The 23800-nt window shown below is 64.8% G+C and carries 29 protein-coding genes; 9 read left to right on the top strand and 20 right to left on the bottom strand.

The genetic code is table 11. The annotated features are described in order from the left end of the window. Positions 1-99 precede the first annotated feature (99 nt). Positions 100-903, bottom strand: coding sequence for an endonuclease/exonuclease/phosphatase family protein (locus HBNXHr_RS01205; protein WP_275882837.1), 804 nt, complete (start codon positions 901-903; stop codon positions 100-102). A gap of 103 nt (positions 904-1006) precedes the next feature. Between HBNXHr_RS01205 and HBNXHr_RS01200 the strand changes: the two genes are divergently transcribed. Continuing rightward, on the top strand, positions 1007-2821 hold the full coding sequence (locus tag HBNXHr_RS01200) for an ATP-binding protein (RefSeq protein ID WP_275882836.1): 1815 nt from the start codon (positions 1007-1009) through the stop codon (positions 2819-2821). A gap of 113 nt (positions 2822-2934) precedes the next feature. On the opposite strand, the gene HBNXHr_RS01195 is transcribed toward HBNXHr_RS01200, so the two are convergent. Together HBNXHr_RS01195 and HBNXHr_RS01190 are read right to left on the bottom strand one after the other, a co-directional pair. Further along, complete coding sequence (locus HBNXHr_RS01195) at positions 2935-3579, bottom strand: twin-arginine translocation signal domain-containing protein (protein ID WP_275882835.1); 645 nt, start codon at positions 3577-3579, stop codon at positions 2935-2937. A gap of 263 nt (positions 3580-3842) precedes the next feature. Continuing rightward, the gene (locus HBNXHr_RS01190; protein ID WP_275882834.1) at positions 3843-4430 is read right to left on the bottom strand and encodes a hypothetical protein; all 588 of its coding nucleotides are present in this window, start codon (positions 4428-4430) and stop codon (positions 3843-3845) included. Between the two features lie 306 nt (positions 4431-4736). Here HBNXHr_RS01190 and HBNXHr_RS01185 point away from each other — a divergent pair, with 306 nt between their 5' ends. Beyond that, complete coding sequence (locus HBNXHr_RS01185; RefSeq protein WP_275882833.1) at positions 4737-5165, top strand: universal stress protein; 429 nt, start codon at positions 4737-4739, stop codon at positions 5163-5165. A 20-nt stretch (positions 5166-5185) separates the two neighbouring features. Here the strand turns inward: HBNXHr_RS01185 and HBNXHr_RS01180 are convergent, their stop codons facing one another. Then, entirely contained in the window at positions 5186-6298 is a 1113-nt protein-coding gene (locus HBNXHr_RS01180; RefSeq protein ID WP_275882832.1) for a KaiC domain-containing protein, read from the bottom strand. A gap of 120 nt (positions 6299-6418) precedes the next feature. Here HBNXHr_RS01180 and HBNXHr_RS01175 point away from each other — a divergent pair, with 120 nt between their 5' ends. Continuing rightward, positions 6419-7294: an NAD(+)/NADH kinase gene (locus HBNXHr_RS01175; RefSeq protein ID WP_275738758.1), complete on the top strand. Its 876-nt coding sequence runs from the start codon at positions 6419-6421 to the stop codon at positions 7292-7294. A gap of 78 nt (positions 7295-7372) precedes the next feature. Here the strand turns inward: HBNXHr_RS01175 and HBNXHr_RS01170 are convergent, their stop codons facing one another. The 3 genes from HBNXHr_RS01170 to HBNXHr_RS01160 form a co-directional block, all read right to left on the bottom strand. Further along, positions 7373-7681, bottom strand: coding sequence for a hypothetical protein (locus HBNXHr_RS01170; protein WP_275738756.1), 309 nt, complete (start codon positions 7679-7681; stop codon positions 7373-7375). Between the two features lie 79 nt (positions 7682-7760). Then, positions 7761-7949 (bottom strand): hypothetical protein, encoded by a 189-nt coding sequence (locus HBNXHr_RS01165; protein ID WP_275738755.1) that lies wholly within the window; start codon positions 7947-7949, stop codon positions 7761-7763. 69 nt (positions 7950-8018) lie between these two features. After that, complete coding sequence (locus HBNXHr_RS01160) at positions 8019-8303, bottom strand: hypothetical protein (RefSeq protein WP_275882831.1); 285 nt, start codon at positions 8301-8303, stop codon at positions 8019-8021. A 127-nt stretch (positions 8304-8430) separates the two neighbouring features. Here HBNXHr_RS01160 and HBNXHr_RS01155 point away from each other — a divergent pair, with 127 nt between their 5' ends. Beyond that, entirely contained in the window at positions 8431-8634 is a 204-nt protein-coding gene (locus HBNXHr_RS01155; RefSeq protein ID WP_275738751.1) for a hypothetical protein, read from the top strand. 25 nt (positions 8635-8659) lie between these two features. On the opposite strand, the gene HBNXHr_RS01150 is transcribed toward HBNXHr_RS01155, so the two are convergent. The 3 genes from HBNXHr_RS01150 to HBNXHr_RS01140 form a co-directional block, all read right to left on the bottom strand. Then, a complete protein-coding gene (locus tag HBNXHr_RS01150) occupies positions 8660-9640 on the bottom strand; it encodes a 5,10-methylenetetrahydromethanopterin reductase (protein ID WP_275882830.1) in 981 nt (326 codons plus the stop codon). A 71-nt stretch (positions 9641-9711) separates the two neighbouring features. Beyond that, the gene (locus tag HBNXHr_RS01145; protein ID WP_275882829.1) at positions 9712-10467 is read right to left on the bottom strand and encodes a coenzyme F420-0:L-glutamate ligase; all 756 of its coding nucleotides are present in this window, start codon (positions 10465-10467) and stop codon (positions 9712-9714) included. 506 nt (positions 10468-10973) lie between these two features. After that, entirely contained in the window at positions 10974-11477 is a 504-nt protein-coding gene (locus HBNXHr_RS01140; RefSeq protein ID WP_275882828.1) for a metallophosphoesterase family protein, read from the bottom strand. Between the two features lie 84 nt (positions 11478-11561). Between HBNXHr_RS01140 and HBNXHr_RS01135 the strand changes: the two genes are divergently transcribed. Then, on the top strand, positions 11562-12806 hold the full coding sequence (locus tag HBNXHr_RS01135) for an NUDIX domain-containing protein (protein ID WP_275882827.1): 1245 nt from the start codon (positions 11562-11564) through the stop codon (positions 12804-12806). A gap of 39 nt (positions 12807-12845) precedes the next feature. Here the strand turns inward: HBNXHr_RS01135 and HBNXHr_RS01130 are convergent, their stop codons facing one another. Together HBNXHr_RS01130 and HBNXHr_RS01125 are read right to left on the bottom strand one after the other, a co-directional pair. Beyond that, positions 12846-13334: a hypothetical protein gene (locus HBNXHr_RS01130; protein WP_275738741.1), complete on the bottom strand. Its 489-nt coding sequence runs from the start codon at positions 13332-13334 to the stop codon at positions 12846-12848. 6 nt (positions 13335-13340) lie between these two features. Then, entirely contained in the window at positions 13341-13892 is a 552-nt protein-coding gene (locus HBNXHr_RS01125) for a hypothetical protein (protein WP_275882826.1), read from the bottom strand. 332 nt (positions 13893-14224) lie between these two features. On the opposite strand from HBNXHr_RS01125, the gene HBNXHr_RS01120 reads away from it, so the two are divergent. After that, entirely contained in the window at positions 14225-15751 is a 1527-nt protein-coding gene (locus HBNXHr_RS01120; protein WP_275882825.1) for a glycoside hydrolase family 43 protein, read from the top strand. A 32-nt stretch (positions 15752-15783) separates the two neighbouring features. Here the strand turns inward: HBNXHr_RS01120 and HBNXHr_RS01115 are convergent, their stop codons facing one another. The 8 genes from HBNXHr_RS01115 to HBNXHr_RS01080 all read right to left on the bottom strand — a co-directional run bounded on the left by HBNXHr_RS01115 (position 15784) and on the right by HBNXHr_RS01080 (position 20429). Continuing rightward, complete coding sequence (locus tag HBNXHr_RS01115; protein ID WP_275882824.1) at positions 15784-16107, bottom strand: rhodanese-like domain-containing protein; 324 nt, start codon at positions 16105-16107, stop codon at positions 15784-15786. Between the two features lie 112 nt (positions 16108-16219). Beyond that, positions 16220-16765 (bottom strand): NUDIX hydrolase, encoded by a 546-nt coding sequence (locus HBNXHr_RS01110; RefSeq protein ID WP_275882823.1) that lies wholly within the window; start codon positions 16763-16765, stop codon positions 16220-16222. A gap of 83 nt (positions 16766-16848) precedes the next feature. Beyond that, positions 16849-17241: a hypothetical protein gene (locus tag HBNXHr_RS01105; protein ID WP_275882822.1), complete on the bottom strand. Its 393-nt coding sequence runs from the start codon at positions 17239-17241 to the stop codon at positions 16849-16851. Continuing rightward, entirely contained in the window at positions 17242-17712 is a 471-nt protein-coding gene (locus HBNXHr_RS01100) for a DUF5809 family protein (RefSeq protein ID WP_275882821.1), read from the bottom strand. It abuts the gene before it with no gap. A 24-nt stretch (positions 17713-17736) separates the two neighbouring features. Next, the gene (locus HBNXHr_RS01095) at positions 17737-18315 is read right to left on the bottom strand and encodes a DUF5810 domain-containing protein (protein WP_275738728.1); all 579 of its coding nucleotides are present in this window, start codon (positions 18313-18315) and stop codon (positions 17737-17739) included. Positions 18316-18389: 74 nt separating this feature from the next. Continuing rightward, positions 18390-18902 (bottom strand): ribosomal protein S18-alanine N-acetyltransferase, encoded by a 513-nt coding sequence (gene rimI, locus HBNXHr_RS01090; RefSeq protein WP_275882820.1) that lies wholly within the window; start codon positions 18900-18902, stop codon positions 18390-18392. A gap of 196 nt (positions 18903-19098) precedes the next feature. Next, on the bottom strand, positions 19099-19344 hold the full coding sequence (locus tag HBNXHr_RS01085) for a hypothetical protein (protein ID WP_275882819.1): 246 nt from the start codon (positions 19342-19344) through the stop codon (positions 19099-19101). Positions 19345-19415: 71 nt separating this feature from the next. After that, a complete protein-coding gene (locus tag HBNXHr_RS01080) occupies positions 19416-20429 on the bottom strand; it encodes a PrsW family intramembrane metalloprotease (RefSeq protein ID WP_275882818.1) in 1014 nt (337 codons plus the stop codon). Between the two features lie 115 nt (positions 20430-20544). On the opposite strand from HBNXHr_RS01080, the gene pdxT reads away from it, so the two are divergent. The 3 genes from pdxT (at position 20545) to HBNXHr_RS01065 (ending at position 23734) form a co-directional block, all read left to right on the top strand. Next, complete coding sequence (gene pdxT, locus HBNXHr_RS01075; protein WP_275882817.1) at positions 20545-21129, top strand: pyridoxal 5'-phosphate synthase glutaminase subunit PdxT; 585 nt, start codon at positions 20545-20547, stop codon at positions 21127-21129. Between the two features lie 126 nt (positions 21130-21255). Next, positions 21256-22725 (top strand): cytochrome ubiquinol oxidase subunit I, encoded by a 1470-nt coding sequence (locus tag HBNXHr_RS01070; RefSeq protein ID WP_275882816.1) that lies wholly within the window; start codon positions 21256-21258, stop codon positions 22723-22725. Then, on the top strand, positions 22718-23734 hold the full coding sequence (locus tag HBNXHr_RS01065) for a cytochrome d ubiquinol oxidase subunit II (RefSeq protein ID WP_275882815.1): 1017 nt from the start codon (positions 22718-22720) through the stop codon (positions 23732-23734). Before HBNXHr_RS01070 ends, HBNXHr_RS01065 begins: the two co-directional genes overlap by 8 nt. Positions 23735-23800: the final 66 nt, after the last annotated feature.

The following is a 23800-nucleotide window of genomic DNA, read 5'->3' as shown; positions in this document are numbered from 1 at the left end:
GCCGCCCACGGCTGAACCCCGCTCCTCGGTCTGCTGGTGGCGACCCCGATACGAACGCCGCGATCTCCAGAGCGTCACAGCGTGATGGGATGCGATCCGCTACCCCTCACCCGGACCGAGTTCGACCAACACCGGCAGGTGATCCGATGGGTACCGACCGTCGTCGTAGACGTCGCTGCAGACGCCGTGGGTTCCGACGGCCACGTCGGGCGTCGAGAAGACGTGGTCGATCTTGCGATTCGGCACCAGGTTCTCGAAGTCCGTCACGGATGTCGGCGGGCCGTGAGCGGGCTCGGCTGATCGGTCTTGTTCGCCTGCGAGGTCGAGGGTGTGGTCGTCGTCAATCAAGATCTCGTAAGGCTCCTCGTCCGCCACGCAGTTGAAATCGCCCGTGAGGATCACGGGTTCGTCCTTCCGCAAGTCCGCGAGTCGGTCGAGCAAGAGCTTGGCGCTCTTCCGGCGGGCGCGCGGGCCGTCGTGGGAGAAGTGTGTGTTCGCGAAAAGGAGGGAATCACCGGTCCGCCGGTCACGCAGGCGCGCCCAGGTCACGATCCGGGGATGGCGGGCGTCCCAGCCGACGCTGCCCGCCTCGTCGGGTGTCTCCGAGAGCCAGAAGGTGTCGCCATCGACGTATTCGATCCGGTCGGTCCGGTAGCCGATCGGGGTATGTTCGCCCTCGCTCTCGCCATCGACGCGGCCCCTACCGATCCACTCGAAACTGGGGAGGCGATCGGCGACGTCTGCGAGCTGGTGATCGAGTGGTTCCTGAAGGCCGACCACGTCGGGCACGTGAAACCGGATCGTGCTCGCGACAGCCTCACGACGGTTCGCCCAGCGGTGCTCGCCGTCCTCGGGGTTGTCGTAGCGCACGTTGTACGTCATGGCGCGAAGCCACGCGGTCATCGGGTGTGTGTTCGAATGCCAGGGTAAGGACGTTTGGGGTCGAACTCAGATGAGCTGATGCTCGGGGGAAACCGGTTTGTCCGTCGGCCCACACTGACGTGATATGTCCGACCTCGGGGATTTCACGGAGTTCGATAACGACGACGCCGGCGAGCAGGCGTCCGAGGGGAGTGACGCCCCCGAACGAGCGTCGACCGACGACTTCGAGCCGGTCGAAACCACGCCGACGGGCGAGGAACGCGGCATCGGCGTCCTCTCGGCGGCGGAGGGCCTGACCATCAGCGAGGACGGCGAAGATACACGCCTCCGGGCGTACGTCACCGTCGGCAACCGCGCCGACGTCCGGATCGGAACCTATCTCCTCGCCCCCTATCCCGACAGCGCGACCGAGGAGCGACTGTTCTGCCGGATCACCGCCCTGGAGTACGTCCGGGAGTTCCGGGCCGACGACGCGACCGAGATCCACGCCCGGCGGGCGATGCGCGCCGAGGGCATCGACGAACAGGACTTCAAGTTCATGGCGACGCTCGAACCCGTCGCCATCTTGTATAATGATGATGGCGAGCTCCAGCGTCGGATGACCGACCGCGTCCCCAAGCCCGAGACGCCCGTCAGCCACGCCGACGAGCGCAGTGCGATCAAGACCGGGCTGAAGATCCCCGAGGACGGTGTCTTCCTCGGTCACCTCTCGGTCGGGGGCGAAAAGGTCCGGACGGCGGCTCAACCCCCCACCATCGACTACCGGCTGAAGGACGCCTACGACGCCGGCGATCCCCTGGTCTTCCGACACACGCTCGTCGCCGGCGGGACGGGGTCGGGCAAGACTCATCTCGCGAAGAACGTCCTCCGGCAGTTCCTCGCGGCGGAGCGAGCCTACCCCGTCGAGACCGGCAGCGACCGGACGGTTGGCCCCGCCGTCGTCCAGTTCGACCCCCAGGACGAGTACGCCCAGATGCACGACGACGGCGATCTCTCCGACGACTTCCGGCGGCGGTGTGAACGCGAGGGCATCGCCTGCGGCGGCCACGACAATACGGTTGCCTTCGTCCCCGAAATCGGCGGGGCGACGTACTCAGCCGAGCACCATCGCGCCGAGCAGGTCGCCTTCACCATCCCGTTCTCGATGGTCCACGACAACCCCTGGCTGATCGCCGGCAGCGGCCTCAACGACAACCAGTACGGGGCACTGGTGAACGTCCTCCTTCCGCTGTTCCGTGACCAGTACGGCCGCGAGGGCACCTACGACCAGTTCACCGCCTTCCTCGACGATCCCGCGCTGAAGGAGGAACTCGACGAGACCGGCCGGGTCCACGAGGCGACCTACGACGCCGTCCGCCGGCGGGCGCGCGGGTTCGGGAACATCTTCGACCAGGACGCCCGGCCGATCACCGATCTGATCCACGAGTTCGTCCGCCCGGGCGGGCTGACCGTCGTCCCGACCTACCACATCAACGACTCACGGGCGACCGAGACGGTCGTGCTCGCGCTGTCGTCGCTGCTCGTCGACGAAAAACTCTCGAACGATCCGACCTTCGAGCGCATCGGGGAGACACCGCTGGTCGTCGGCATGGACGAGGCCCACAACTTCCTGACCGACGCCGACAGCGTCCAGGCCCGCAAGGTCATCGGGAAGTTCACCGACGCCGCCAAGCAGGGCCGCAAGGAGCGGCTGGGGCTCTTTCTCATCACCCAGGATCCCCAGGACATCGCCGACCCCGTCTTCAAGCAGATCAACACCACGGTCGTCCTGAATCTCGGCGACGAGGACGCCATCTCGGCGGTGAATATTCCGAGCCATCTAGAGGCGAAAGTGCCCTACATGGAGCAGGGCCAGCTGGTCGTCTACTCGCCGGACAACTCCGAGCCCGTCGAGCTGATCGGCTTGCCGGAGTGCGTGACGAGACACGGCCAGGATTGAAATATTATATCCTAACTCGCTCTTTGAATTGAAATAATGAAATATTAATCAGATCCCCCACCGATAATTTTAAGGATCTGAAATTCGTTTCACAGGGGCTGCTGCAAATGTGTCTAACAGAGCCAATCAACCCAACAACCATCGTAGCATTTACACTTTATCATCTCATAACAACAGCTCGCTTTATGATTACAACTACAAACAGTTTCTTCATGACATCTACAGTCATCACAATCTGATCCACAGCCAACAGGATTTAAGTCGGCAACCCCAACCGACTCGGACTCCCCATCAGCCGACTGGACCAGCGCAAATGCCTCGTTTTCTTCGGGATAAGTCTGTATCAAGAGCGACCCATCATCGAGATCTTTGTGCGCAGTTACCGCCGCCACGTGACCGTTGGCGGCTTTCACTGACCCGGCAGAGACCTTTGCATAATCGAGATCGCTGACCTTATGCTTGGGAAGAGTAGTCTTTTCCGCGATGTCAGCTACTAGTCCGTCCTGATTCTCTAATACCTCACTGACCGTTTCTGGGTCTTCGTACGTTTTCGCGATCTTGTACGCTTGGTCCCAGGCGCTAGAGGCACTCACACTGCCAGCAACGCTCCCCAGCCCGAGCGTTGCGGCGGCCGCCGCGGCCACCCCCTTCAGGAACCCACGACGATCGGATTGGCCGGCCACCGTTTCGTGTGCTGACGCACTCACATCATTTGCGATCTCTGTACGACTCACCGAATTGTCGGAATCGGTGGACATTGCGGTCGGACATATATGCCACTCCCACATAAACATATCTAATTACATTATTATAAATGTTCTCTAAAAGGTACGACTAGGCGATCAATCATGAACGTGTGAGCGAAGCCGACGAAAATGACCGCCCCACCCCACAGTTATCGATCACGTTGTGGGACAGTGTATCAGAAGTGAATCGGCCGTCCCACGTTCCGGAACGGACAGGCGCGATGAAGTGCACCTGCGTGGTCGGTGGGAGAACTGTCAGACAGCATCGTTCGTTCCTACGATGCGACTTCGAGAATGTCCGTCTGACACTCCTCGCAGCCGAGGACGGTCACTGTCGCCGTCGAACAACAGGACTCAACCGACTCCTGGGTCACTGATATCGGAGTCTCACAGGCGGGACAGGTTTCAATGAATGATCGGAACGAAGCGAGGATGGCAAACTGCGCTGAGACATCTGCGGCGTAAAAGTCATCGGCCCGGCGCTCCAAAATAGGGAGTGCGGCCAGCTCAATCTGGAGCGCCAGGCGTGATTCCCGACGGAGGAGTGGCTCGCCATCGCCGAGGACGATACACGCCCCGAGTGCCTCGTCGATCTCGATCGAGTCGACCTGGAACACGTTCCGAAGCCGTTCTTTCTCCGTGGTATCGGTCAGTGAATCGAACTCCGACTGGAACTCATCGATGGCCGTATCGGTAAGCGACATGTCGTTCTCACCAGATTTCTTCGCAACGACATCCAGTTCCGTGAGAACGGAGACACCATCGACACCAGCTTTCCCGAAGAGTGCCAAAAGCGAGTCCGGAAAGTATCGCTTGGTCAGCGTGGGTGTTCCGGGAATGAGATACCCGCGGAAGTATATCATCGCAATACTGACCAGGAACGCGAAAGCCCCAACGGGGAGGGAGATGGTAGCCAGCGCACTGGCAACAGCTACTGCCAGAACGGTGTTAACTGCGGTACACCGACTACAGCGGTTTGGGCCCGTATACGCCGGTTGACGGAGTCTATCGAGGAGTGACCGATACGTATTTCCCATATTGCTCATACGGATTAGTTGATACGTAGATAAGTTAAAAATTTTGAATCGACCGTCTCGGTACTGACCGGTAGATCCAGTGGAACCGAAGACAGGAGAAGACTCAAGTCCACATGTGTGGTAACAGTAAACATGAGCAAGCGCATTCTGGTGCCGGTCGACGGCAGCGAACAATCGAGGGAGGCAATCGAGTTCGCCGTCGCGGAGTTCCCGGACGCCGAGATGCACCTGCTGCACGTCATCAACCCGGCCGACGCGGGCTACAGCGTCCAGGCGTCGATGCCGACGTTCTCCGAGGAGTGGTACGACCGCCAGAAAGAACAGGCCGAGAACCTCTTCAGCGAGGTTGAATCCGGGGCGACCGGCTTCGCGGGCACTTTTGAGGAGTTCATCGAGGTCGGCAAGCCCACCCACACGATCGTCCAGCACGCCGAAGAGCACGACGTCGACCAGATCGTGATGGGCAGTCACGGTCGCTCGGGCGTCTCACGCATCCTGCTGGGGAGCGTCGCCGAGACGGTCGTCCGGCGCTCGCCCGTCCCGATCACGGTCGTCCGGTAGTCCGGCCGCCGATCACGCGTCTAGAAGATGCTTGCCTGCTGGTAGACGTCGATGCCGTCCAGCGTGATCGCGTAGGGTTTCGTGGCACGGGAGTGGTTGGCGTTGCGTATCTTCTGGATCTCGACGGCGAGGCGGGTCTCCTGGGTGTCCCCACGGACGTACTGGAGGACGAAGACGGCGTCGGTCAGGTACTCGATGATGCCGTGTCTGGAGGCGTAGGGGTTGTCCTCGTTGGCCTCGCTGGTGAACATCGTCGTGACGCCGGCCTCTTTCAACGAGCGGGTAAAGTCGAACACCTCCGTCCGGCGGCGGGCCTGGTCGTCGTACATCATCTCCAGCAACGAGACCGAGTCAAGCACCAGTCGGTCGGCACCGAACTCCCGAACGAGCTCGGGGAACTCCCCCCGGATGTTCTCTAAGCTGTTGGCCATCTCGACGGGGTCGAGATCGACGATTGCGAGTCGGTCCTCACGTTCGTAGCGGTCGAACTCCCAACCACGCTCGTCGGCGGTGTCGAGGATGCTCTCGCGACTCTGTTCGAGCGTGATGAAGACGACGTCCTCGCCCTGTTGGAGACCATGGTGAAGAAACTGGAGGCCGAAGGTGGTCTTGCCGGTCCCGGGCGACCCGATGACGACCATCAGGTGACGCTGTGGGATCCCACCCTGTATCATCCCGTCGAGCCCCTCGATCCCGAGGTCGATACGTGGGATCTCCGACTCGAAGGACTCGTCGTCTTCGAACGGATTCTCGGCCGCGGCTCCGCCGCTATCGCCGCCGGGACCGCCAGCCGAATCAAGCGCACTGGCGAAATCCTCGTCGAACAGCGCGCCTTCGCCCTCCTGGGCGGTCACATCCCCGCCGTCTTCGTCAGTCGAAGCGTCCACCGCTCCTGTCTCGGTGATCGAATCCGCCCCACCGTCCTCGGTTGTCGAAGTCGACTCGGAGACTGAGTCGAGGGCTGCCTCGAATTCGCTTGTCTCTGCAGCGACGTCACTGTCGGGCGTTTGCTGGTCGTCTTCCGCGCCAGTCGAGGACGTCTCGTCAGTCTGCGTGGATGGGCCGTCACCACCGTCCGGATCCTCGCTGATCGCCTGCTCGAACCAGTCATCATCCGAGTCGTCGTCGCTCATGTGCTGACTCCTCGACTGGGGCAACCAGTCATGTCCAGAGATTGGATTCACACCTCAATAACTCTGTCCGTCCGCACGAGATGAGACGATTTTATCAGGGGCGGTGAGCAAGGTCGAGTTATGGAACTCGGACTCGTCGGACAGAAGGACAATCCACGTGCCCGCTCGCTCATCGAGGCGATCCGGATGGATCTGGCGGACGAAGCCGTCTCGATCGTCGTCGACGAGGTGACGGCCGCGGCGCTCGCCGACGACCGCCACGACACCTACGGTGGCGTCGCCACGCCGGAACTCGACGCCCCGGCGAGCGTCTCGATCGAGGAGATCGACGACACCGACCTGATCGTCTCGATCGGCGGCGACGGCACGTTTCTGTACGCCGCACGCGGGGCCAACGGGACGCCGATCATGGGCGTCAACCTCGGTGAGGTCGGCTTCCTGAACGCCGTCTCGCCGAACGACGCCATCGACGTCATCCGGGACGTGGTAACTGACATCCGCGAGGACGGCGAGACACCGACGCGAGCGCTCCCCCGACTCCAGGTGAGCGGCGACGGGTGGGAACTCCCGCCGGCGTTGAACGAAGTCGTGATTCAGGGGCCCCAGCGCGGCCACGGCAACGGCGTCGGCACGACCGTCCGGATCGACGACGCGCTGTACACCAGCGGCCACGCCGACGGCGTCCTGATCGCGACGCCGACCGGCTCCACGGCCTACAACTTAAGCGAGGACGGCCCGCTGGTCCACCCCGACGTCCCGGTGTTCGTCGTCACGGAGATGGCCGCCGAGCGCCCGATGCCGCCGCTGGTGGTCGACGAGGACACCACGATCACCGTCCGCGTCGAGGATGCCGAGACGGCCTCAGTTGTCAGCGACGGCCGGACCACCCACGAGATCGAACCGCCCGCCCAGATCACGGTCGAGCAGGCCGACCAGCCGGTCCACGTGGCCGGACCACCCCTGGAATTTTTCACTGCACTCGGGAAGCTCGAATAGGACGCCGAGAAGGCTGAAGTGGCATCGAGAAGGCGATGAGACGCCGAGAAGCCCGGGCGGACGATCGCCGTGCGACACTCAACTCGGTGTCGCCGACCGCCGTGCCGTCGTATAGAGCACGGGGCCGGCAAGCAGGAGAACCAGGCCAAAGAACTTGTACTGCATGACCGAGCCGAGGAGACTCCCATCTCCCGGCTGGAGGGCACTTCCCGGCGTCACCACCAGAATGAGGCCAAACCCGATGGCCTGGGTCGCGAGCGCCTTCCGGGAGCGCAACGCTACTGCGGCCAGGATCGACAGGCCAAGCACCAACAGCAGGATGTCCCCCACGTTGTAGTTCAGCAGGAAGTTGTCGACGAGTTGCAACGGCACCAGTGACCCGTTCATTGTCATATGTTCGCCCCGACGCGGGCTTGAACGTTCCGCTACCATTCGTTTTGGCCGCCTCCACGTCGAGTGCGCCGGCTTAGATACCGGTCATGTCGAGTGGCCGAACCCACCCATACCAGAGGACGAACATCGTCGCGAGATACCCACCGCCCCAGACGAACATCCCCAGCCTGTCATAGCCCGCACTGGCGAGCGCGTAATCCGCCAGCCCGAAGCCGATGACGCCGCTGACCAGAATGGCCATGAAGGTGAGTCGACGTTCCATTCGAGTGACCCCATTTCGACCGCCAGCCGCGTGAATCCCACGGTCCCGGCAGCCGTCGCGGTCCAGCCGTTACCAGTCCTTGCACGCCACACAGACAAGCTCGCCGTGCTGGTGCCACCGGCGGTCGACAGTGGCCCCACAGGAGGCACACTCGACCCCGCCGGGGGCGAACTCGTAGGTCGTCGTCGCCGGCTCGACGGACTCCTCGGACGGTTCCTCGGCACGTTCAGTCTGGGCCGCCGCCTCGTCGGGAAGCTCGGACCCACTCGCCGCCTCGTCGTCGGCGGATTCGGTCGCGGTCGCCGACTCCCCCTCGTCGCCCAGAAACTCGTCTAAGGACGCATCGTCGCCCATACCGAAGCGAGTTCGCCGACGCTCTTAGCCCTGACGCCGAGTCGAGACTGATCGCGGCCGGGACTGGGAGGCCCCGATGGATCGCCGCCGTCCAAGCACCCAAGTACCGGGCGTGTGAACTGCCACCATGATCGTCCTGTCACTCGTCTCGTTTCTGAACCGGCTCGTCGGCAGTATCGGTGAGATGCCGTTTCGATTCGCCGAGGTCGTGACGCACGACCCGATCAGCGCCGTGCTGGTCGGGATGGGCGCGCTGGTGATCGGACTGACCGTCGGGGCCAGTGCGTACCTGACGCTCGGCGCAGTCGTGGATCTCGTCTCACCGGCATAACGCCGAGTCCCACCACCGCCGAGACTTACTCCGCCGCAGCCGTTTCGAGCGCCTCGGCCGCGAGCTCGATCGCCGTCTCCAGATCGGGGCCGAGCGGCGACGCGGCGACGAAGCTGTCGACATGGTTCATCGCCTCCTCGATCCGATCGGCGACTGTCGCTTTCGTCCCGGCGATCGCGAAGGCGTCGATCATCTCGGGCGTGACCGCGCCGAAAGCCGTCTCGAAGTCCCCCCGCTCGATGGCGTCGCCGATCCGTTCCGCGCGGTCGTGATCCAACCCATGTCGATCCAGTACCGGCGGCGCGGTGCTCCCGACGATGAACGCCACCGGCGGTCGAGCGGCCTCCCGGGCGCGGTCCTCGCTCTCGGCGACGCTGACACTCGCGTAGGCGGCAACGTCGAGATCGCCACGGTCGTCCGGTCGCTCGGATCGGCCCTCTTCGATCCGGTCGGCCGACCACGACAGGTCCGCCGGGTGGGCGGCGTTGACGAGCACGCCGTCGGCGTGTTTCCCGCTCATCCGAAGCATGTGTGGGCCCTGTGCGCCAACGTAGACCGGAATCTCCCCCACCTCGTAGTTCAGGCTCGCGTCCGTCGCCCGGAAAGTGCCGTCGTGATCGACGGTGTCGCCCGTCCAGAGCTGCTGGGCGACCTTGAACGTCTCGAGGACGCGCCGGAGGGGCGAGTCGCGCTCGACGCCGAGGTTGGCGAGCGTCGAGGCGTCACCGGCCCCGATCCCGAAGACGCCGCGGCCGTCGCTGAGCTCGTCGAGGGTCGCCATCCGCGAGGCCAGCCGGACTGGATGTGTCTCGTAAGGATTGACCACGCCGGGGCCAAGTTGAACCGAATCCGTCGCCGCCGCGATCGACGAGAGTGTTTGGAACGGATCGCGGTTGTTGTAGTGATTGCTCGCGAAGATAGTGTCGAAGCCGGCGCGCTCGGCGCGCTCGGCCAGTCGTCGTACCTCTTCGACCGGATGTTCGGGGGTGAGTTCGATCGCTTTCATTGGTCTGTGTGCTGTGAGTGCCGTGCTGTGAGTCCGTCGTCAATCGGTGTCGTCCCGTTTCTCGTCTTCGATCACGCGGGGTCGTACTCGAAGTCGGCGAGTGCCTGCCGGACGAGATCGCCATCACGGTCCCGGAACAGATCGTCGTGGCTGTCGTGGTCGCCGAAGTCCCAGTCACGGACGACCGCCACGGGCCGGCCGTCGTCACCCTCGCCCGTGACGAGGTTGGTCGCCGCGGCGAGTTCGTCGACGACGGCCTCGACGGTCGCCGTGAGTTCGCGTCCTTCGCGGTCGTGTTCGCCCCGCCAGTCCCGCATTGCCGAAATTCCGGCCCAGCCAAGTGCGACGCCGCGCTGGCCCTGCCGAAAGGGGCGTCCCGACGTGTCTGTCACGACGACGGGGACCCCGAGCGCGTCGGACAGTCGTTGCGCGCTCGCCGAGGGGTCCTCGGGCAACAGGAGCAGGTCCGCGCCGGGGACGTTCGAGCGGTCGATACCCGCGTTGACGGTGATGTGGCCAAAGTGAGTCACCGCCAGGATGAACGGGGCCGCCATGACGAGTTCCTCGCTCTCCTCGAGGACGGCCTGGGCGAACCGCGGATCCTTCCGTTCGCCGGCGATCTCGCCGATCCGCTCGGCGATGTCGTGGGCGCGCGTCCCGGGGTCGAAGTCCGACAGATCCGCCCCCCTGCCTTCGGCCTTCGAGACGACCGTACTGGCGACCGTGAGGACATCGCCCTCCCGCAGGTCGACGCGCTCGTCGATCAGCGTCGCCAGGTCGTCACCCGGCTCGATTTCCGGGATATCCGGGACCGCGAAGACCTCCATACCCCGAGTCGGCCCGGAACCGCCAAAAGTCGCCCGGTAGCGTCGCGTTCGTCCGGCGTCGAAAGCAATCGAGGAGGCGGTGTTTAGTTAAGCGATTCCTGGGTGAGATAGCCAGAAAGCCCCGAGTGGCTCCGGTTGAGGGTAGCGAGGGACCGCTGGTCCCTCGGACAGTCGGACGGCGACGCCGTCCGACGACCTCGCTGCGCTCCTCACTCCGTTGCGGTGTCCGCTCACGGGCCGTGGGCCCGTTCGCGCGTGCCGAGGCGCATAGCGCCTCGCGCCTTACTTCGGCCGTCTTCCCGGAGCCACTCGCCCCTTTCAGTCCCGCCCATGCCGGCTGACCAACCGGCCTCGGGTGGGACTGAAAGGGGCCGCGTTCTCAGCAAGCCCCGACGACGCAAGCACCTGCCGGAGCGCAGCGAGTCGCGGCAGCTGAGAGCGCGGGGGCTTTCTGGCTGTTGCAAGCGATTCCCGCTAAACTAAACACGACCATCGAGGACGGCCCCCTAAACCTCGGACTCGCGGTGGACAGTCACCGAGAGGTCGCCGTCGTTGACCGTCGCCGTCAGCATCGTGGCCTCGCTGGCCGGTGATGCCCCGGTGACGCTGCCGGGATTGAGCAGCCGAACGCCGTCGACGGTCGTATCCAGGCACTCGTGAGTGTGACCCGCGACGCCGACGGTCGGCCCCTCGCTCCCCTCCTCGGCGACGATGCTCGCGACACGCTGTTCGTAATCGTGGCGCGATCCCGTGCCGTGAGTCACGACGAACTCGACACCGCCGAGTGTGACGCGTTCGATCTCGGGCAGACCCAGCGCCCGTGGATCCATGTTCCCGGCGACGGCGGTGAGTCGACTCGCCGCGCCGCGAACGTCCGCCAGCGCCGCCGATGCGTCGAAGTCACCGGCGTGAATGACGTGATCGGCCGCGCGGATGCGGTCGAGCGCCCAGTCGGGGATCGCCGGTTCGCGTGACGGCACGTGTGAGTCGCTGATGATCGCGACGTCCATGCAAGGTGACAGGGACTCGATCGGTTTTGCATTGTCGGCTCGCCGCCCCCACGCTTCATTGGGTGAGGGTGCATACGTCCGGACATGAACGAGGTCGACATCGTCACCTGCTTCCTCCGGAACCGCGGCGAGGTGTTGCTCCTGCGCCGGAGCGACGCCGTCGGCTCGTACGCGGGGCGATGGGCGGCCGTCTCCGGACACGCCGAGGGCGACCCCGACGCCATGGCGCGAGAAGAAATCGCCGAGGAGACCGGACTCGGCGACGCCGTGACGCTCCGACGGCAGGGCGATCCCTTCGATGTCGTCGACGCCGAGCGCGGAACGCGGTGGGTCGTCCACCCTTTCCTCTTCAAGGCGGACGACCGAGCGGTCGAAGCCAATTACGAAACCGACGAGTACGCATGGGTCCACCCGACGGCGATCCGCCGCCGGGAGACCGTCCCCGATCTCTGGGCGTCCTACGACCGCGTTCGGCCAACCGTCAAGACCATCCGCGAAGATCGCGACCACGGCTCGGCGTGGCTGTCGCTCCGGGCACTGGAAGTGCTTCGCGACGAGGCGGGCATCCGGGCGTGGGGTGGGGAAAGTGGCGGGTGGGATGACCTCGCCGTCGTCGCCCGTGATCTCCGGGACGCCCGCCCCTCGATGCCCGTCGTCGCAAACCGGGTGAACCGGGTGCTGGCCCGCGCGGACCGATCGCCGGAGGGAGTCGAGGAGATGGCTCGCAAGGAGATCGAAGCCGCGGTCTCGGCCGACGACGAGGCGGCCGAAACCGCTGCCGAGCGACTCCCGGATCGGATCGCCACGCTCTCACGGTCGGGGACCGTCCGCGAGGCGATCGAACGAGCCGATCCCGACGCAGTGTTGGTCGCCAAATCGCGACCGGGCGGTGAAGGGGTCGGTGTGGCCGAGAGAGTGGCCGAGGAGCGAGACGTGACCCTCGCCGGCGACGCCGATCTGGCGTGGGCGATCCACGAATGGGAGCCGGCGGCGGTCATCGTCGGGGCCGACGCGATCCGACCGGACGGCGCAGTGCTGAACAAGGTGGGCACCCGCGGCGCGGCGCTGTCCGCCGCCCACGAGGGCGTGCCCGTCCTCGTCGCAGCGGCAGCCGACAAGGTGCGTGTCGATGCAGAGGCCGAGATCGAATCCGTCGATCCGGAGACGATCTACGACGGGCCGGCCGATCTGACCGTTCGATCACCGCTGTTCGACGTGACGCCGCCGGGGCTGATCGACGCGATCTGTACGGATCGAGGAGCGGTTGAACCAGAGGACATCGGTGCGATCGCTGCCGAGCACCGGGCGAACGCCGGCTGGACGGGCTGACCGCCGAAACGCAACCTGTTCGAATTTGCTGGAAGGGGTTCAGGGAGACCACTCCGGGAGCGAAGGCCGCTCATCCTGCCAGCGAACAGCCTCAAGTACCGCCGGGAGCTTCCTGAGTCGTCGTTCGAGGACCGAAAGCGGATGCGCGTCGAGAAAATCAGCCGCGTGACGATCAACCGTCGTCCCTTCGTGGTCAACCTGGACGTGACACGGTCCGAGGTCGGAATGGTCAGCGTCACGGTGGAATCCGAGCATGAAGTCCCGATCGGGTTCGATCCAATTGAGGCGGTAGTATTCGTAGTCGACATCGCTTGGATACCAGAACCGGACTTCCAGGCGTGCGGTCTCAGTCTCGTCGATGTCGTGCAGAAAGACCGTGGTTTCGACGTCGGCGAGGACGTGGCGTGGGCGTCGACGTGATGGGCGATACCGAACGTTCTCGCACCCGGCGTGTTTCGAAAGTCGGTCGTGGACCTTCCTGAGGAGCGTCCGTTGAGTGTGGCGATCTCGGCCAGCGAGAAACAGCATCGAGCGCTAACTCCTCGCCCGCTCGGCCATGGTTCGCATCCCTTCGCGTGCGGCTTCGACGTCGGTATACAGCGCCAGGGCGTGTTTGAGGAGTTGCCGGTCCGCCTCGTTCTCCCGCCAGAAGGTGACGACGTCGCGGCGTTCGCTGCTCTCGGCACTCGACAGCCCCTCGTCGGCGAGCGTCTGTTCGAGGGCTTCCCAGGAGTCCACGCCGTACGTCTCCTGCCACCCTTCGATTTCCGCGGTGATGGCCGCCAGTTCGCTCCGGAGTTCCTCACGCGTGTTCTCCTCGATCAGCGTCCGGATCTCGTCGAAGAACAACTGCGTCCGATCCGGCTGATATCGGGTTGCATCGTCACTGTCGATCCGCTGGAGGCGACCCTGCTCACGGAGGTCTTCGAGTGTCTCGTTTGCGGTACTCCAGGCGACGTCCGCCTGCTCGCTGATCCAGTTGATCGAGCGAGGTTCACGCAACGTTTCCGCGACCGACTGAACCCGCTCGCGAGCGCTGGTCGCATCCGACCAAGACTGGTTGTGCCCGCGTGAATCGTCCGCCATTTTGGAATCCTCTACCTCCACGTTGGTCACCCTCTCATTTAAACTTACGTCCTCTAGAATAGCTAAGAGTGTTTCGCGAAATCAGATTGCTCTCCTCACAGTAGCACACGAAACACGTGTACTTTTGAGGACAGGCGCGTAAGGTTCCGACGGTGGCGATGACGAGCAGTTACCCCCACTGAGTCCCTTCTGATGAGAGGTTTACCCGAGCCACCACATCGCAACTCGCTGACTGACGAGTGTCCCGAGCAGGTATGCGCCCATGGTTATCTGTCGAACCTGCCGGGCTTGGACCGCAAGGACTTATGAGCGACGGCCGCGAGCCCTCCGGTATGCAGTATTCGAATCCAGTACTTCCGGGCATGCATCCCGATCCGACGATCGCTCGCGCCGGCGAGGACTTCTACCTCGCCATCTCCTCGTTCGAGTACTTCCCGGGCGTCCCGCTGTTTCACAGCACGGACCTGGTCTCCTGGGAGCGGGTCGGCCACTGTCTCACCCGCGACAGCCAGCTTGACCTCCGCGGTCGCGAGGCTTCCGACGGGATCTACGCCCCGACCCTGCGCCACCACGACGGCACCTTCTACATGGTCACGACCGACGTCGGCGGCGTCAACGGTGGCCACTTCATCGTGACCGCCGACGATCCCGCCGGCGAGTGGTCCGATCCGCTGTACGTCGACGCGGGCGGGATCGATCCCGACCTCTTCTTCGACGACGATGGGACGGCCTACTTCCAGTACACCGACGGCGAGTCCTTGCCGGAGTACCGGGTCCGACAGGCCGAGATCGACCTCGACACCGGCGAACTCGGCGACGTCCGCCAGCTCTGGCGGGGCATCGAAGGCGGGTTCGCCGAAGCACCGCACATCTACGAACGCGACGGGACCTACTACCTCATCACCGCCGAGGGCGGGACCCACACGGATCACATGGTCACCGTCGGCCGGAGCGACGACCCGACCGGCCCGTTCGAACCCCATCCCGACAACCCCGTGCTCTCCCATCGCGGTCGGCCGATGCACCCGCTCAGCGCGATGGGCCACGCCGACATGGTCCAGGCCCCGGACGGATCGTGGTGGATGGTGTTCCTCGGGATCCGCCAGTACGGCCCCAACCCCGGTGTCCACCACCTCGGTCGGGAGACGTTCCTCGCGCCCGTCACCTGGGAAGACGGCTGGCCGATCGTCAACGACGGCGAACCGATCGACCCCGAGATGACCGTCGAGTCGTTGCCGGGGGATTCACCCGGCGGGCTGTCGAGTCCGGCCCGACCGTTCGAAACGACCTTCGACGGCGAACTCGACGACAGCTGGCAGTTCCGACGGAACCCGGACCCGGCGACCTACTCGGTCTCGGGCGAGGGGCTGACGCTTGCGGGCAAAACCGACAGCCTCGACGAGTTGGATGCGACGTTCGTCGGCCGCCCGCAGTCCCACTTCGATTGCCGAGCCGAGATCGAACTCGGGTTCGATCCCGACGACGGTGAGGAGGCCGGTCTCGCGCTCGTGATGAACGAGTCCCACCACTACGAGATCGGCGTGGGTCGTGAGGGTGCCGAGACGGTCGCTCGCGTCCGACTCCGGATCGGCGAGGTTGCCGAGACGGTCGCGTCCATCCCCGCCGCGGGCGAGGACCACCGGCTGGTCGTCGACGCGACGACTGAGGAATACACGTTCCGCTACGACGACGGCGACGGCGAGCCGACCGAACTCGCCACGGCGGCCACACGGTACCTGTCGACGGAAGTCGCGGGCGGGTTCACCGGCGTCTATATCGGTCCGTACGCACTCGGCACCGACACAGAGACGGCGACGCCGGCACGCATCCAGCGCTTCGCATACGAACCAGCGGAGTGATCGACGCGTCCCCCGTGCCGACAGCCCCCGCTTCAGTGACCGTCGCCCATCTCTAAGTCGCCGTCCCACCCGTCGACGCCACACGAGAGACTTTCGACTGGGCAATCAATACCTTCGTAGGCAGCAACGAGTCGGGCCGCCCGTATACTCGCCTCCCCATGAGCACAGACAGTGACGACCCGATCGGCCCCATCGAGGCGGTCGACTTCGTTCGTGAGCGTCGCCAGCGGAACGTTCTCGCTGTCGGGAATGTGACCGCGTTCGAAGGCGGCCGGTGGTCGAACGTCGACGATGCGTACGTCCTGGTCTGTGTCGAGTAGCGACTTGAGATCCGCCGCCGAGCACTCGCCGTCCATGGGAGTCCGTCACATATCCACCCTCATAACCGCACCGGTCGAGCCTGTATCACACGATCTATCCTGGTGGTCCGAGGGCAGCCGAGCGGCTGAGACAGTCGCTCACAGACGATCAGAGCAGACCGTCTTCCCGGGCGAGCAGGATCCCCTCGATCGTCGCGTCGTTGGCCGGGTCGGCTCGGGCACGGTCGAGTGCCTCCTCGACCGGGACCGTCGTGACTTCGAGGAACTCGTTGTCATCGAGGTTCGTCCCGACGGGTTCGAGGCCCTCGGCGAAGACGATCCCGCGCTGGTGGCGCATCGCCCCCGTCGCGACCCAGAAATCCTCCAGCAGCGAGACGCCGGCAGGATCAAAGCCCGTCTCCTCGCGGAGTTCCCGCGCGCCCGCCTCGGTGTAGGACTCGCCGTCCTCGACGATCCCGGCCGGAAATTCGAGGCAGTGCTCGCGGATCGCCGGCCGATACTGCTCGACCATCACGAGTGCATCGTCGACGACCGGAACGACGACGACCGCGTCCGGCAGTGCGGCCCAGTAGTAGCGCTTCTCGGACCCGTCGGGCTGTTCGACCAGATCGTAGCCCCCCTCGTACCACCCCGTCTCGTACTCGATGCGTGATTCGAGAATCGGCCAGTCGTGCTCCGCGTGTTCTTCAGTCATGGCAGGCACTTTCGGGCCGATCGTAAAACGTGCATTGGCTCGCCCTGCCCTGTAGTCGGCCGAGCCCCACCGGTCGGTCCGGACTACTGCTCGATGGTCAGTCGATAGTGTGTGTCCCCAACCCGGACGTAGACCGCCTCCGGTCCGTCGACCGCCGCGGTCGAGCGCTGCTGAAGTGCGGTGAGTTCGTCGAACGGCGAGTGGGTGAACGCCTCCTTGAAGCCGACGTAGCCCTTCCAGTACGGGCCGGACTCGCCCGGTTGGGCCGTTGTGGCCGAATCGATCGCCGCCGTGGTGTACGGAAACCGCCGCTCGTCCAGATCGGTCGCGTTGACCGCCGCGTGTTCCTCGACCGGCGTCGCGGTCATGTAGTAGGGGTCGCCCGCCTTGATGAATCCCGGCAGTGCGCCCAGTGCGAGCAGGAGCACCACGATGGCGAGGATGGCGACGGAGACCAGTTTCGTCCGTCTGCGCATTCAGGTCGCCCCCGAGTGATCGCCATGTTCGTCCGTCTGTGGCTCTGTTTCGTCCGTTTCGAGAATGTCCCGATAGAGCCGGCCGTACGCCTGACGGCGAAGGGTCCCGATCGCCGCCGCCTCGGCGTCCTGGAACGTCGTGGCGACGATCGTTTCGGCGAACGGCGGCGCGTGCCAGACCACGCCTTCGACGTGTTCGCTGCCGGTCTGGAGAACCTCGCCACCGTGGTCGTCACAGAACGAATCGAACTCCTCGTGGGTGCCGACGCGGACGGCAAGAAGCGACGCAAAGACCGCATCGTGGGCGGTCTCGATCACGTCGTCGGTGACGCGACGGTCGTATTCGTCGCCGTCGAGATCCATCGCCCGCGCGACTTCACGGACGACGACCCCCGCAGTCGACGCGAGGGCGTCGTAGTGGTCGCGGGCGTCCGCGGGCGTCTCAGGTGCGAGCAGCCCCTCGGTGTGCATGCCCGGGCTTTCGGGTTCCGTCCACTATTCCGTTTCGCCAGCGTCAGTGTCCGCCGGCTCCGCCCCGGTTCGTTCGCCGGTCGCTCGATGGTCGTCCGAATCGTCGCTGTGGGATTCACCGTCGTCTTCCACACCGGTAGCCTGCTCCCGGCGCGTGCGGGTCATCTCGTAGGCCTCCCGGAGGACCGCCATGGCGTCGGCGTCCAGGGTCGGATCAGCCCCCGCCGTCGGACCGCCGCCGATGTCATCGAAGGTCACTCCCGGATCGTGCTCGTCAATGATGGATTCGGTTCCCCCAGCTAGATCGCCAGGGCGGTCGACGCTGTCGGTTCGCTCGACGTCAGCCGCATGTTCGTGGATTTCAGGGTCGCCGGTTCCGTGGTCGTGTTCGACGGTATCAGCTCCGGGGACGTCGACTTCCTCGGCGTGCTTGCGGACCCGGTCGGCAAGCCCTTCGTCGTCTTCCTGGTCCCACCCCGGTGCGTGCTCGGCGAGCCAGCGCTCGTGATCGTCGTCACCAAGCAGCGCGGTAAAGGCCAGGTGATTCGCCAGGTGTCTGGCGTCGACCTGGGGCTGTTCGCACACTGGACACGCGTATCCCATACGGTGATCCACGGACTCGTGAGTGAAAGGTGTTCGCCGGGGGCGTGGCGAACCCGGGCGATCACCCCGAGCGCTCACGGCGACCGGAACATGACCAAGGCGTGCTCGCCGTCGTCGTAGTACCCGGGGATCGTCCGCCGGTGGACGAACCCTTCACTCCGGTAAAGGTGTCTGGCGGTGTCGTTACTCTCGCGGACTTCGAGTTTGACGGTGGTGATGCCGCCTGCCCCGAGGGCGATGATCGCGCGCTGGAGCAACTGGCGACCCACGCCGCTGTTTCGCCGGTCGGGATGGACGGCGAGGTCCTTGACGTGACCGAGTGGCTGGCTGTGGTTCGGGACCATATCGGCAACGACGTAGCCGATCACGGAGCCCGCCGTCCCGGGGGCTCGATCGACGGCGACGAGAAAGGCCGGCGCGTCGAGAAATCGTTCGAACGCCCCGATCGGCCAGGGCTGGGAGAACGAGCGGCGTTCGATCTCCGCGACAGCGTAGAGATCCGCGTCAGTCGCAGGGCGAACTAGCGGTCCGGCCGCCCGTTCGGATGCGACGGTCGTCACTACCGATTCTACGAGCCCCTGATACATACACGTGACGACGCGAGATCACCCGAGGACACAAGATTCATAGGAACCCATCGGCTACGATCGACCGCACCCGTAAGGGTGCCACCCCACCCCCCATTCCCCCACTTTGTTTCGGCGCGCTCGGCCGGTCTGCTGGCCGTTCGCGCTCGCCGGCGGCCCCGATGGGCCGCCGGACCGTTTTCCACGGGAGCCACGATCAGCTATCCGCAGCGTCCTCGACGGTGAACAGCGATCCGACGAGGTAGCTCACGATGCGCTGGGGGATCTCACGGGGCGTGATAACGTACCGTTCGAGAGCGAGAATGAGCCCGACGATCCCGAGGAACGCGAGCCCGCCAGCGGTTTGTCCCTGGACCAAGAAATCCAGCCCGAGCACGGCGATCGGTGCGACCACCAGTGCCGTCCCGACTCGGCTGACCGTTTCGAGAATGCCAGCGGCCATGGGTGAAAATACGCGTGGGCACGCATAAATACTGCCCACCGTGTCAGCCCGAACGCGGCCATTTCGGGCCGTCAGGGATCAAATTCGGTCACTTCGGGATCGGGCAGACGGTCAGTCCCGGCGAGGGCTTGCTGATACGCCCGGCGATAGGCCCGGAGTTTGCGAACCAGCACGTAGCCGAACAGTCCATCGTAGAGGATCACGAAGCCGATGAAGGCAAAGAACGGCGAGATGCCGAGAACCTCCGCGGCGAACGCCGGAAGCACGGAGACGAGCGCGTTGTACGTGGCGTGGACGAAGGCGGCGATCACCAGCCCTTTCACGACGATCGGGCCGGCGCGATCCGGGGAAAACTTCGCCAGGCCGAGGTAGTAGCCGGCAAAGGCCGAGTAGATGACGTGACCGGGACCGGCCAGCGCGCGCACCGTCACGACACTACCGCCGGCGGCGAACACCCCCATCCCGACGTCGCCGGCAGTCTGGGTGATATACAGCGCGTTCTCGATGGTCGCAAAGCCCAGCCCCGCAACCGCGCCGTAGACGGCCCCGTCGACGACAGCGCTGAATCGGGCATCATTGAACGCGTACAGTCGAACTGCAAGGAGTTTGACCCCTTCCTCGACCGGGCCGACGATCACGTAAAAGACGACGAACAGTCCGAGCGCCTCGACGCCGAAGGCGTCAGTGAGCACGAACGCTGTCGGGGCGAACATCGCGTTGATCACGGCGGCGAACCCGGCGAAGAGAACGCCGAGGAAAAACGTCGTGACGAGCAATCCCAGCGGTTCGCGATCGGTGACGTCGGCGTTCCAGACGTACCCGGTCAGGCCGATGGCCGGGACGACCGAGAGCACAGTGACCGTCCCTACGACCGGATCCGTGATCGCGCCGAGTCCGCCCAGGAGGAATTGCGAGACGAGAATCGAGACTGCGAACATGACGATCGTCACCCGGGCGAACGTGTGAGCGCCCGCGTGAAGCGCGACGGCGAGTCGATCCAGCCACCCACGGACCTCCCAGTCGGCGATACCATACAGATCGATCGAGCCGTCGGCGGCGTTCTCGACCGGATCGCGCTGTGGCATGCTCTCACCTGTGTCGGCTCGACTCAAGGGTTTGTCGCCGACCGCGGCCGACGACATCACCGTGACGTGGCCGCGGAAGAGAGCGCTTTTCGCCGTCGATCCACAAGGCTGGACCATGACGCTTACCGCCGGCGTGATCGCCGTCCAGGGCGACGTCAGCGAACACGCGACCGCCGTCAGGGCGGCCGCAGCGGCACACGACGAACCCGCGGACGTCGTCGAGATACGCGAGTCCGGAATCGTCCCCGACTGTGACGTCCTACTGGTTCCCGGTGGGGAGTCGACGACGATCTCTCGCCTGCTGACTGAGGAAGGGATTGCTCCGGAGATCAAAACCCACGTCCGGGCCGGCAAACCGGTACTCGCGACCTGTGCCGGGTTGATCGTCGCGGCGCGGGACACCGGCGACGACCGCGTCGAGGCACTCGGTCTGCTCGACGTCACCGTAGAGCGGAATGCCTTCGGCCGACAGAAGGACAGCTTCGAAGCCCCGCTCGACGTGGACGGCCTTGAGGAGCCGTTTCACGCCGTGTTCATCCGAGCGCCGGCCATCAGTGACGTCGGCGACGCCGAGGTGCTGGCCACCTGGGAGGATCGACCTGTCGCGGTCCGGGACGGTCCCGTCGTCGGGACCGCCTTCCACCCGGAGTTGACGGGCGATCACCGGATCCACGATCTGGCGTTTTTCGAAACTGACTGAAAGGCACCAATAATTGCTGGTTTTCCAAGAATTGTTTGTGGACCCATAAAATACGTTCGGCTATTTCCACCGGGCAGGAGGAAGGACCGTACTTATACTGGAGGGCAGCGAACCGCGCGCCAACGAATGCAGCCAGCTACCCAGCTACTCCAGAACGTGTTCGGGGCCGGGATACCCGTCGACGGATGGCTCTTCCTGTTACCAGCCGAACTCGCAAGCCGATTGCAGTTCGGCTGGACGATCAGCGTCCACATCCTCTTTGCGGCCCTCTCGATCGGACTCGCGCCCTTCATCATCTACTTTACGTGGAAAGATGTACGGACCGGCAGTGAGCGCTACGCCAGGCTACGGTCGTTCTGGCTGAATGTCTTCGCCGCCGGGTTCGTGATGGGGACGGTAACGGGGATCCCCATGAGCTTCCAGTTCGGGACGAACTTCCCGGGCTTTTCGGCACTCGCCGGCGAGTTGATCGGCGGGCCGCTGGCCTTCGAGGCGAAGATGGCCTTTTTCCTCGAGGCGGTCTTCCTCGGCGTGTTGCTGTTCGGCCGCGAGAAGGTCAGCGATCGGACGTATTTCCTCTCGTCGGTGCTGACCGGCTTCGGGGCCTGGCTTTCGGGCTTCTGGATTCTGGTCGTCAACGCCTGGATGCAGACCCCCCAGGGGTACGAGATGATCACGCGAAACGGCATGGAAGTCGCCAAGCTGACCGACCCGATTGCCGCCTTTTTCACGCCGCGGATGACCTGGATGTACGTCCACATGATCAACGCGTCAGTGATCGCCGTGGCGCTGTTGGTCGCCGGCGTCGCGGCGTACATCGTCTGGAAGAAACGCGACGCCAAAGCCTGGCACACGGCACTGAAGATTGCCGTCCTCCTCCTGATCGTCGCCGCGCCGCTGCAGGCAGTCCACGGTGATGCGTATGGCCGTCACGTCGAGGACACCCAGCCACAGAAGTTCGCCGCGATGGAGGCCCACTACGAGACGGGAACCGCCGATCTGCACCTCTTTGCGATCCCGACGAGCCCAGACGCGATCATGAACCCCAGCGAGGAGAATCTCTTTGCGATCAGTCTTCCCAGGGTCGGGTCGTTTCTCGCAAGCGGGGGTGACTTCGACGCGGTCGTGAAAGGTCTCGACGAGTACGAACAGAACCCGCCAGTTCCGCTCGTGTTCTGGTCGTTCCGCATCATGGTCGGACTCGGGTTCCTGTTCATCGGGCTGGCCTTCTGGGGTGGCTATCTCATCTATCGCGATCGATTGTCCGACAGTAGCCTGTACCTGCGAGCGATGATCGCCGCCTCGCCGCTGGGGTACGCCGCCCTGCTCACGGGGTGGTACGTCACCGAGATCGGCCGTCAACCGTGGGTCGTCCAGGGCGAGCTCAAGACCGGCGAGGCCGTCTCCTCGACGCTGTCCTCGACGGAGGCGACCCTGAGTCTGGCGGCATTCGTGGTCATTTATATCGGCCTCGTCGTGGCCGCGCTGTACACCCTCCGGTGGCTGATCGAGGGGGAACTCGACGAATTGGGTGTCGAACCGGCCCCGGACGATCACTGGTACGGGCCGATCCCGGGGGTGACCAGCGATGATTAAACCGCTGCTGTTGCCGGTCGATACCTACCTCGTCGACTCGCTCCCGGACGTCTGGTTCGGCGTCGTCATGTTCGCGCTGACGATGTACATCGTCCTGGACGGTTTCGACTTCGGGATCGGGATGCTGTATGCGACCCGCGATGACGATCACGACCGGGAGACGTTACTCGCGGCGTTCGGGCCGATCTGGGACGCCAACGAAGTGTGGCTGATCGCGTTCGGGACGATGCTGCTTGCGGCGTTCCCGGACGTCTACTCGCGGCTGCTCGCCGACAACTACCTGATCGCACTCGGGTTCGTGCTCGCCCTCCTGTTCCGCGGCGTCGGCCCGGAACTGCGCGAACAGCGTGAAGACGAGTCCTGGCAGCGGGCCTGTGACTGGTCGTTCGTCGGCGGCAGCACGCTCGCGCCGTTCCTCTTCGGCGTGCTGGCTGGCTCGTGGGTGTTCGACGTGGGCGCGATCTCGCTGCCCGCCATCCTGACGGGCGTCGGCCTGGTCGCCGTCTCGGCGGTCACCGGCGCGGCGTTCGTAGCGGCCAAGACCGGCCCCGCCCTCGCCGGCGAGATGCGCGACCTCGGCATCCTTGCGACAGTCGCATACCTCGCCGGCGTGGTCGTCCTGCTCGCAGTCGTCATCGTGACCGACGCCGGCGGGACTGCCGGGACGATCCTCTCGATCCCCGGCGTCGCCATCGTCGGCCTCTCCGTGGTCGCGGGCCTCGGCGGGATCGTGCTCGCGCTCCGTGACAGTTACCGGGCGTGGCTCGTGAGCGCGCTTGCCCTCCCCACACTGTTGAGCGCGCTGGTCGCGCTCCTGCTGTACCCCGCGATCTATCCGGCGACGGCGTCGGGGGCGGAGCTGACCGTCGAGACGGCCGTGGTCTCGCCGCTGGCGCTCAATCTCACGACCGTCCTCGGGTTCCCGGTGCTCGTCGTCGTGCTGTGGTACTTCAAGTTCCTCTACGGCGTGTTCAGCGGGCCGATCGAGGCTGAGGGGTACGGCGCATAGGGCGGGACACAGCAGTCGCCGAACCGCCGGGTTCGAAACGGCCATTTATCCCCCGCCCGAGGATGT

The organism is Halorhabdus sp. BNX81 (assembly GCF_029229925.1).
Lineage (GTDB): Archaea > Halobacteriota > Halobacteria > Halobacteriales > Haloarculaceae > Halorhabdus.
This window is presented reverse-complemented; position numbering and strand designations above follow the sequence as displayed.

Bases quoted from the DNA above. Each gene is read 5' to 3' on its own strand.
- HBNXHr_RS01205 (WP_275882837.1), bottom strand. From the start codon at position 903: ATGACCGCGTGGCTTCGCGCCATGACGTACAACGTGCGCTACGACAAC.
- HBNXHr_RS01200 (WP_275882836.1), top strand. From the start codon at position 1,007: ATGTCCGACCTCGGGGATTTCACGGAGTTCGATAACGACGACGCCGGC.
- HBNXHr_RS01195 (WP_275882835.1), bottom strand. From the start codon at position 3,579: ATGTCCACCGATTCCGACAATTCGGTGAGTCGTACAGAGATCGCAAAT.
- HBNXHr_RS01190 (WP_275882834.1), bottom strand. From the start codon at position 4,430: ATGATATACTTCCGCGGGTATCTCATTCCCGGAACACCCACGCTGACC.
- HBNXHr_RS01185 (WP_275882833.1), top strand. From the start codon at position 4,737: ATGAGCAAGCGCATTCTGGTGCCGGTCGACGGCAGCGAACAATCGAGG.
- HBNXHr_RS01180 (WP_275882832.1), bottom strand. From the start codon at position 6,298: ATGAGCGACGACGACTCGGATGATGACTGGTTCGAGCAGGCGATCAGC.
- HBNXHr_RS01175 (WP_275738758.1), top strand. From the start codon at position 6,419: ATGGAACTCGGACTCGTCGGACAGAAGGACAATCCACGTGCCCGCTCG.
- HBNXHr_RS01170 (WP_275738756.1), bottom strand. From the start codon at position 7,681: ATGAACGGGTCACTGGTGCCGTTGCAACTCGTCGACAACTTCCTGCTG.
- HBNXHr_RS01165 (WP_275738755.1), bottom strand. From the start codon at position 7,949: ATGGAACGTCGACTCACCTTCATGGCCATTCTGGTCAGCGGCGTCATC.
- HBNXHr_RS01160 (WP_275882831.1), bottom strand. From the start codon at position 8,303: ATGGGCGACGATGCGTCCTTAGACGAGTTTCTGGGCGACGAGGGGGAG.
- HBNXHr_RS01155 (WP_275738751.1), top strand. From the start codon at position 8,431: ATGATCGTCCTGTCACTCGTCTCGTTTCTGAACCGGCTCGTCGGCAGT.
- HBNXHr_RS01150 (WP_275882830.1), bottom strand. From the start codon at position 9,640: ATGAAAGCGATCGAACTCACCCCCGAACATCCGGTCGAAGAGGTACGA.
- HBNXHr_RS01145 (WP_275882829.1), bottom strand. From the start codon at position 10,467: ATGGAGGTCTTCGCGGTCCCGGATATCCCGGAAATCGAGCCGGGTGAC.
- HBNXHr_RS01140 (WP_275882828.1), bottom strand. From the start codon at position 11,477: ATGGACGTCGCGATCATCAGCGACTCACACGTGCCGTCACGCGAACCG.
- HBNXHr_RS01135 (WP_275882827.1), top strand. From the start codon at position 11,562: ATGAACGAGGTCGACATCGTCACCTGCTTCCTCCGGAACCGCGGCGAG.
- HBNXHr_RS01130 (WP_275738741.1), bottom strand. From the start codon at position 13,334: ATGCTGTTTCTCGCTGGCCGAGATCGCCACACTCAACGGACGCTCCTC.
- HBNXHr_RS01125 (WP_275882826.1), bottom strand. From the start codon at position 13,892: ATGGCGGACGATTCACGCGGGCACAACCAGTCTTGGTCGGATGCGACC.
- HBNXHr_RS01120 (WP_275882825.1), top strand. From the start codon at position 14,225: ATGCAGTATTCGAATCCAGTACTTCCGGGCATGCATCCCGATCCGACG.
- HBNXHr_RS01115 (WP_275882824.1), bottom strand. From the start codon at position 16,107: ATGGACGGCGAGTGCTCGGCGGCGGATCTCAAGTCGCTACTCGACACA.
- HBNXHr_RS01110 (WP_275882823.1), bottom strand. From the start codon at position 16,765: ATGACTGAAGAACACGCGGAGCACGACTGGCCGATTCTCGAATCACGC.
- HBNXHr_RS01105 (WP_275882822.1), bottom strand. From the start codon at position 17,241: ATGCGCAGACGGACGAAACTGGTCTCCGTCGCCATCCTCGCCATCGTG.
- HBNXHr_RS01100 (WP_275882821.1), bottom strand. From the start codon at position 17,712: ATGCACACCGAGGGGCTGCTCGCACCTGAGACGCCCGCGGACGCCCGC.
- HBNXHr_RS01095 (WP_275738728.1), bottom strand. From the start codon at position 18,315: ATGGGATACGCGTGTCCAGTGTGCGAACAGCCCCAGGTCGACGCCAGA.
- rimI (WP_275882820.1), bottom strand. From the start codon at position 18,902: ATGTATCAGGGGCTCGTAGAATCGGTAGTGACGACCGTCGCATCCGAA.
- HBNXHr_RS01085 (WP_275882819.1), bottom strand. From the start codon at position 19,344: ATGGCCGCTGGCATTCTCGAAACGGTCAGCCGAGTCGGGACGGCACTG.
- HBNXHr_RS01080 (WP_275882818.1), bottom strand. From the start codon at position 20,429: ATGCCACAGCGCGATCCGGTCGAGAACGCCGCCGACGGCTCGATCGAT.
- pdxT (WP_275882817.1), top strand. From the start codon at position 20,545: ATGACGCTTACCGCCGGCGTGATCGCCGTCCAGGGCGACGTCAGCGAA.
- HBNXHr_RS01070 (WP_275882816.1), top strand. From the start codon at position 21,256: ATGCAGCCAGCTACCCAGCTACTCCAGAACGTGTTCGGGGCCGGGATA.
- HBNXHr_RS01065 (WP_275882815.1), top strand. From the start codon at position 22,718: ATGATTAAACCGCTGCTGTTGCCGGTCGATACCTACCTCGTCGACTCG.